5 protein-coding genes and 1 pseudogene are annotated in these 6781 nt (G+C 42.4%); 3 read left to right on the top strand and 3 right to left on the bottom strand.

Going from position 1 to position 6781, the window contains the following annotated elements:
* Nucleotides 1-71: 71 nt before the first annotated feature.
* Entirely contained in the window at nt 72-848 is a 777-nt protein-coding gene (locus tag AB4496_RS10225; protein WP_004733530.1) for an SDR family NAD(P)-dependent oxidoreductase, read from the bottom strand.
* A gap of 342 nt (nt 849-1190) precedes the next feature.
* Between AB4496_RS10225 and AB4496_RS10220 the strand changes: the two genes are divergently transcribed.
* From AB4496_RS10220 to AB4496_RS10210, 3 genes are all read left to right on the top strand, one after another.
* Nucleotides 1191-1910 (top strand): FadR/GntR family transcriptional regulator, encoded by a 720-nt coding sequence (locus AB4496_RS10220; RefSeq protein WP_004733531.1) that lies wholly within the window; start codon nt 1191-1193, stop codon nt 1908-1910.
* A 227-nt stretch (nt 1911-2137) separates the two neighbouring features.
* Nucleotides 2138-4000 carry a DUF294 nucleotidyltransferase-like domain-containing protein gene (locus AB4496_RS10215; RefSeq protein ID WP_004733532.1) on the top strand — a complete coding sequence of 621 codons (1863 nt, stop codon included), beginning with the start codon at nt 2138-2140 and terminating at the stop codon, nt 3998-4000.
* Nucleotides 4000-4716 carry a 3'-5' exonuclease gene (locus AB4496_RS10210; RefSeq protein ID WP_004733533.1) on the top strand — a complete coding sequence of 239 codons (717 nt, stop codon included), beginning with the start codon at nt 4000-4002 and terminating at the stop codon, nt 4714-4716. Before AB4496_RS10215 ends, AB4496_RS10210 begins: the two co-directional genes overlap by 1 nt.
* A 133-nt stretch (nt 4717-4849) precedes the next feature.
* Here the strand turns inward: AB4496_RS10210 and AB4496_RS10205 are convergent, their stop codons facing one another.
* Nucleotides 4850-5575, bottom strand: a complete 726-nt coding sequence (locus AB4496_RS10205) for an oligogalacturonate-specific porin KdgM family protein (RefSeq protein ID WP_017082728.1) — start codon at nt 5573-5575, stop codon at nt 4850-4852.
* A gap of 851 nt (nt 5576-6426) precedes the next feature.
* Nucleotides 6427-6781 (bottom strand): annotated as a pseudogene (locus AB4496_RS10200) (methyl-accepting chemotaxis protein); the annotation flags it as partial.

The raw sequence follows: 6781 nt of genomic DNA, 5'->3' as shown, positions 1-6781 counted from the left end.
CTGATGACCTTATTTAGTGTGACGATCTTAACGACTTTATATAACTTAGTGAGCTTATATCAGTCAGCTAGCTAGGGCGTTATTTGTCCGCCGTTAACATCTAGGATTTGTCCTGTGATGTACCCGCTACAAGCGTGCGATGCAAAGAAAGCAAATGAAGGGGCAACTTCATCAATATTGCCAAAGCGTCCCATTGGAATGTTGTTAGCAATGGTCGCTTTCAGATCGTCGCTTTTGCCATCGTGAAATGCGGTGTCGATAGTGCCCGGTGAAACAATGTTGAAACGGATATTGTCTTGCGCGAACTCTTTCACCCAATTGCGGTGAATGTCGTGCAACCAAGCTTTAGATGCGGCATAGACGCCAGCACCCACACCACCGCCTTCGCGAGCGGCAATAGAGCCCGTGCTAATCACACACGATGTTTGCCCCGACAAAGCAGCAGATGCACGCAAGTGTGGGATAGAGAACTTAGTTGTCATCAGCGCGGATCGAACATTTAGGTTCATCACACGCTCATAAAACTCGTCATCGATATTTTCTAGACTTGCACGCCCACCAAGGCCACCAGCGTTGTTAATCAACACATCCATGCCGCCAAAATGGTCGGTGAACTCTTTGACTAACCTTTCGCACTCTAATGTGTCCATTAGGTTTGCAGGAAAAAACGCAACATCGCCACCCAATGCGGTGAGTTCGGTGAGAACGTCATCGACTTTTGGGCTGAAAGCACGACTATTGATGCCAATCTTTGCGCCGTACTTTGCAAAAATGCGTGCAGTAGCTAAGCCCATACCAGCAGTAGAGCCAGTAATTAAAATGCGTTTGCCTTTTAAATCGTTAAACATCAGAGTCGCCTATATTGTAGATTATTTGCGTTAATAAATCATACAATAACACTTGCTATATTCAAGAGTGTTCATCTAAAAACTGATCATTACCGACATAAATAGTGAGAGTAAGAGTGGTTTTGTGAGTTCACGCATACAAAAAATGTGTAAATAAGAACTATTTGTATGAATAAATAGGTATGTTTGGTTTGATGGGCTTAATACTTACAAGATTGTCAAAAAAATGCTCTAGCCTATACTGGTAGTGACCTCACGTTATTCTGATACTGAGTTGGTAGAGATATAAATCAGTGTTATAGTACGAATTAAATAATACATATCTAATAAGTAAGTAGACACATGGCTGGTCATTTCAATTCTATTTCAGGCTCTAAGCGAAGCCTTCATGTGCAAGTTGCACGTGAAATCGCTCGTGGTATTTTGTCGGGCAATTTGCCTCAAGGTTCTATTATCCCTGGTGAAATGGCTCTGTGTGAGCAATTTGGTATCAGTAGAACAGCATTAAGAGAAGCGGTTAAGCTTCTTACTTCAAAAGGTCTATTAGAATCTCGCCCTAAGATTGGTACTCGTGTTGTTGACCGCGCGTTCTGGAACTTCTTAGATCCACAATTGATCGAATGGATGGACGGTTTAGCTGACACCGACCAATTCTGCCATCAGTTTTTAGGCTTGCGCCGTGCCATCGAACCTGAAGCTTGTGCGTTGGCCGCTAAATTTGCGACTGCAGATCAACGAATTGAATTATCAGAAATTTTCCAAAAAATGGTGGAGATATCTAGCGAAGAGATTCTTGATAAAGAGCGTTGGCTAGATATTGATATGAAGTTCCATAGCCTAATCTTCAACGCAACAGGGAACGACTTTTACCTACCATTCGGCAATATCTTAACGACGATGTTTGTTAACTTTATTTCTCACTCTTCTGAAGAGGGAAGTACCTGCATTGAAGAACACCGCCAAATTTATGAAGCAATCATGGCGGGGAACAGTGATAAAGCGCGTCAAGCGTCAGCGAGTCACTTGCTAGAAACGAACCACAGGTTACCAATCGCTAGTTAATTGTTTTAAAAAGATTTTTACTTTGAATCTTTGTTGGAACTGGTTCATTGGAACTAAAAGGTACACCAGGAAAGCACGTTTAATACGTGCTTTTTTTGTATCTAAATTTGATGGAAACCTGACTGATGTCCAATATTTGACCTATTCTTTGCTGTTTTGTTAAAACCACTAGCAACCAGCCTTGTTAGTTATATAATAATACTAATCAAATTATTGCGAGTGTGATTATGCCTCAGTCTTTATTACCAAATATTCTTCAGTTTATCGGTCAGATAGACCCATTCGATAAGATCCCTAAAGAAGCGCTGCGTGAACTTGCCTCTAATGTTCAGATCACTTACCTCGGCAAAGGTGATGTGGTTGATCTTTGTGAATCGGGCAAGGAAAAGTCGCTCTATATCATTCGAACTGGCTCTATGGAGCAACGAAAATCGGACGGTGTGCTTCGCGCACGTTTAGGTAGCGAAGACTTGTTCGGTTTTACATTCTTAGATTCTGAAGTTAACGATGAGAAAGGCTATAGAGCCATCGCAATTGAGAACACCTTACTTTATGTGATTCCACACTCGGCACTTCAAACGCTTTTCAAAGCTTTTCCAAGTTGCGCAGAACATTTTGCTTCACAGGCTCAGGTTCGTTTGAAGTCGGCATTGGATGTTGTGTGGTCAAATAAAGAGAAAGGCTTGTTCATTCGTAAGGTTGAAGAAGTGGCAAGCGGGCAGGTCGCCATTGTTAAGTCTGAGCAAACCATCCAATCGGTAGCGGTGGAAATGCTTCATCAACGCTCGCCATGTGCGGTGATCTATGAGGGTGAAACCATTGTTGGTTTGATTACCGACCGTGACATGACTAAGCGAGTAATCGCTCACGGTGTCAGCACTGATAGCCTGATCTCAGAGGTAATGACACACTCTCCACTCACAGTGAAACCCGATGATTTAGTGCTGCATGCTGCATCTATCATGATGCAATTCAATATCCGTAACTTGCCCGTTGTGAAAGAGAATAAGGTCGTTGGTCTTCTCACCACGTCTCACTTAGTTCAAAACCACCGTGTCCAAGCGATCTTCTTAATCGAGAAAATCAAATACGCGGGCAGTGTGAAAACCATGTCTTCGTTCACCCCTGAGCGACAAGCTATTTTTGAAGCGCTGGTGGAAGGCAAGGTTGCACCGGAAACCGTCGGTAAGGTAATGACCATGATCATGGATGCCTACACCCGCCGATTGATTCAAATAGCGATTGATAAATTAGGCCCACCACCGTGTGATTTCTCTTGGATCGTAGCCGGATCGCACGCGCGTAATGAAGTGCACATGTTGTCGGATCAAGACAGCGCGATTGTACTGGCTGATGATGCGACAGACAGTGACCGTATTTACTTCAAACACTTAGCGATGATGGTGACCAACGGGTTGGCAAGCTGCGATTACCCGTTATGCCCAGGTAAATTCATGGCAGCGACGCCAAAATGGTGTCAGCCTCTCAATGTTTGGAAGCACTACTATAAAAAGTGGGTTGCCAACCCTGAGTATGAACGCCTACTCAACATCAGTGTGTTCCTAGAGATCCGTACTATTTATGGCAACAGTGAGTTCGAAGGCATTCTTCGTGATGAGCTGCATACTAATATTCGCGGCAACCGTGAGTTCCTAAGTACGCTCGTGAAAGATGCGGTCAATACCAATCCACCTTTGGGTATCTTCAACAGCTTGGTGTTAGAAAAATCGGGTGAGAACAAGAAAACCTTGAACGTGAAGAAATACGCCATCAACTTGATTATTGATTTAGCACGTATTTATGGTCTTGCAGTGGAGTGTGACTTGTCGGCCACTGATGAACGCTTTGCGGCAGCCAATGAAAAAGGCATGCTGAGCGACGACGCATTCAAAAACATTCTAGGTGCTTACCAGTTCATTCTCTCTTTCCGATTCGGTCATCAACTTGAAGCGTTGAAGAACGGAGATGTGCCCGACAACAATATCAATCCAGATAGCTTTGGTAGCTTTGAACGTAAACACTTGAAAGATGCCTTTAGGATCATTGCTGACCTTCAAGAAGCGGCGAAAATTCGTTTCGGAGCACGCTAATGAAATCGTTTTTAAATTACTTTCATCCGCTTGAGCGAATTAAACGTAAACGTAAGCAATATCTGGGAACGGTTAAGTTGCCAGAAGCGTTACATGATCTCGTAGATCAGCCTTGCCCTGAAATGACGGACTTGGCCAAAGACAGTGACTATATCGTGTTGGATCTTGAGACCACGGGTCTAGACAGCGAACAAGATCTGATTTTGTCCATGGGTTGGGTCGATGTGGTCAAGGGGCGAATAGACTTAGCGTCCGCAAAGCATATTTATCTGGATAACGATTCGCAGATCAACGCTGAAACCGCCGTGATTAACCATATTACGCCGCAAATGTTAGAAGAGGGCGCTTCTATTCATGATGCGATGCTGACGTTCTTCGAAGCAGCGAAAGGCAAGATTATTGTCGCGCACGCTTGCATGGTAGAAGAGAGGTTCATTAGCCAATATCTTCTTCGCTGTTACGGTTTACGAGCGATTCCTCTGCTTTGGCTAGACACATTGTGTATTGAAAAGAGTATGGAGAAAGCGATCAGCAATCATGAAGAAGTGGATTTGACTCTAGCTGGCACTCGTGAAAGGTACGGGCTTCCTGAATACAACAATCATAATGCGCTTGCTGATGCAGTATCAACTGCGGAATTGTTTTTAGCTCAGCAGAAGCGAGTTGTGCCTAACGATGAAGTGACCGTTGCATTTCTCTATCGGATCAGTCACTAGGGTGAGGGGCGTTAAGTACTCGGCTCTTATTTGAATGATTTGAAAGAAGAAAAGCCAGCGATTAAGCTGGCTTTTTTTTAGGTCTTAGAAAATTAGGACAGTAATTATCTTAGATTATTTATATAGCTATCGATTAGAAGCTGTAAGTTAGACCAACACGGCTACGTAGCTCACGAGTCGCTTTAGTCGATGAAGTACTCACATCACCAAACTCTACATATGGTGCCCATTGACCCATCATGTGGCGAATACTTGCGTTCAACTCGTAGTTGGTATCGTCGTTGTCGTAGATGTCATATCCATCCGCTTTGTAGTAGTTACCCTCTAAACCAAAGCGCCAGTTTTCCATTGAGTAGTTAACGTTTGCCGTTAGACGGTGGCGGCGTTGGTTTTCAATGTTTTTCTCAACACCGACAATGTCACCATTACCGTCGAGCTCGTACTCAGTCGTGCTAGTATTTTGTCTCATATCGTAACGGTAACGAGCACTTAGGCTTAGGCCATCAACGCTATCCACTTTGTATGTTGCACGAACTTGAGGTTTGTACGTAACACCAGATTCGCGACCTTCAATTGGCATACCGTAAGTCATTGTCCAGTTATCGTTTAGTACATGACGGTAATTTAGACCAAGCTCCCAACCGTTATTCTTCAAATCTTCCATGAATTTACCGTCTTCTCCCTTGAATTTCGCTTCGATATCTACAAGGAAGTTGCCAATGCTATCGCCCAGTTTTACACGAGTAGCGTGTTGATCTGTATGACTCTTGTATTCGTGTCTCATATCGAAAGACGCCGCAGATACAGAGCCAGCAGCGAGTACAGATGCCACAGCAATCACGATTTTAGTTTTATTCATGGTATTAATTCCATATTTATAGGTTGAGTATTGGCCATAATTACAAGCCAAATAGAGTAGTTCTTGTCTTCAATGCATTTTGTTATTGAAATTATTTCTTGGTTATTTCAAATTTGTTTTGCATTTAAATAATACAAATATGCTAACGATTTGAAGGCGTATAATCTGTGAATTTGATCGTGTTGTTGGGACAAAACCACTATTTACAAAGGGTTACAAAGTTGAGTTACTCTGGTAAGTTGATGATTATTAGTGGTTTATTTGGCTGTTGATGATGATTTTGAAGAGTTTTGTTCGTCAATAAATGTGCGCTACAGCAAAAAATTGAACCTTTAGATATCATTTTTATTTGTAATACATTATTATTTACTAACTTTCTGTAGCAACACATAACTTTGCTGTGTTGATTACATGCACTGACAGTGTGAAGCCGAATAAGTAAGAACGGTCTTGAAGCTAAATGGATTAAATCCACCGCTTTAAGAACATGAGGCATTTACTTGAGGTGATTTAAAGCTCAATCAGAGAAGGTTTGAAATGTAGTAGGCAAGGCAGTGACATAGCCTGCTATATAGATATGAACTTGATAGGAATGAACAGGGTTCGAATGGTTACCCGTTGTTCTTATTAGCGACAAAGAAGAAATCGTTGAAGTGCTTGCGAAAGCATTTTGATTATTGCTCCCAACTATTCTAATTATAACTTCTGCTTTCGTTTAGAAAGGTAGGAGACGGTAGTCGAAGATCTACCCTTGCGCTCATGTTGATACAGGCAACATGAGCGTTTTTTTATCTGAAATTTGAGTAGAGAATAGTTTGATAAGCAAAAACGTGTAAGCTGCGGCTTAAGAGCTAAGCTTTTAGGTTGATGACAGCGCGTTCAAGTGAGTCTGTTTGTTCTACTACTGAAGTTGCAGAAGCGGCGTTTTTTGAAGCGCTCGTTACATTCGTCAGTGTCAACTGTTTAATGGCATCTACGTTTTCGATGATCTCTGACGTCACTTCACTTTGCTCCTTCATAGCATTGGAGACTTCTAAACTGTTATTTAGAATGGTTTCCATGTCTGCGATAACCGATGTGATTCTTGAATGTGCCTTCTCACAAGAGTCGACACTGCTGTTACCTTTTTCACAACAATTTTGAATCGTGTTAACCACCATTTGGGTTTGATCTTGAACCCCTTGAATAATGGTTGAGATCTCTTCG

It is taken from the genome of Vibrio sp. 10N.222.46.A1 (assembly GCF_041473595.1).
Classification (GTDB): domain Bacteria; phylum Pseudomonadota; class Gammaproteobacteria; order Enterobacterales; family Vibrionaceae; genus Vibrio; species Vibrio tasmaniensis_A.
The sequence above is the reverse complement of the archived record's forward strand: the minus strand, read 5'-3'. Positions and strand labels throughout refer to the sequence as shown.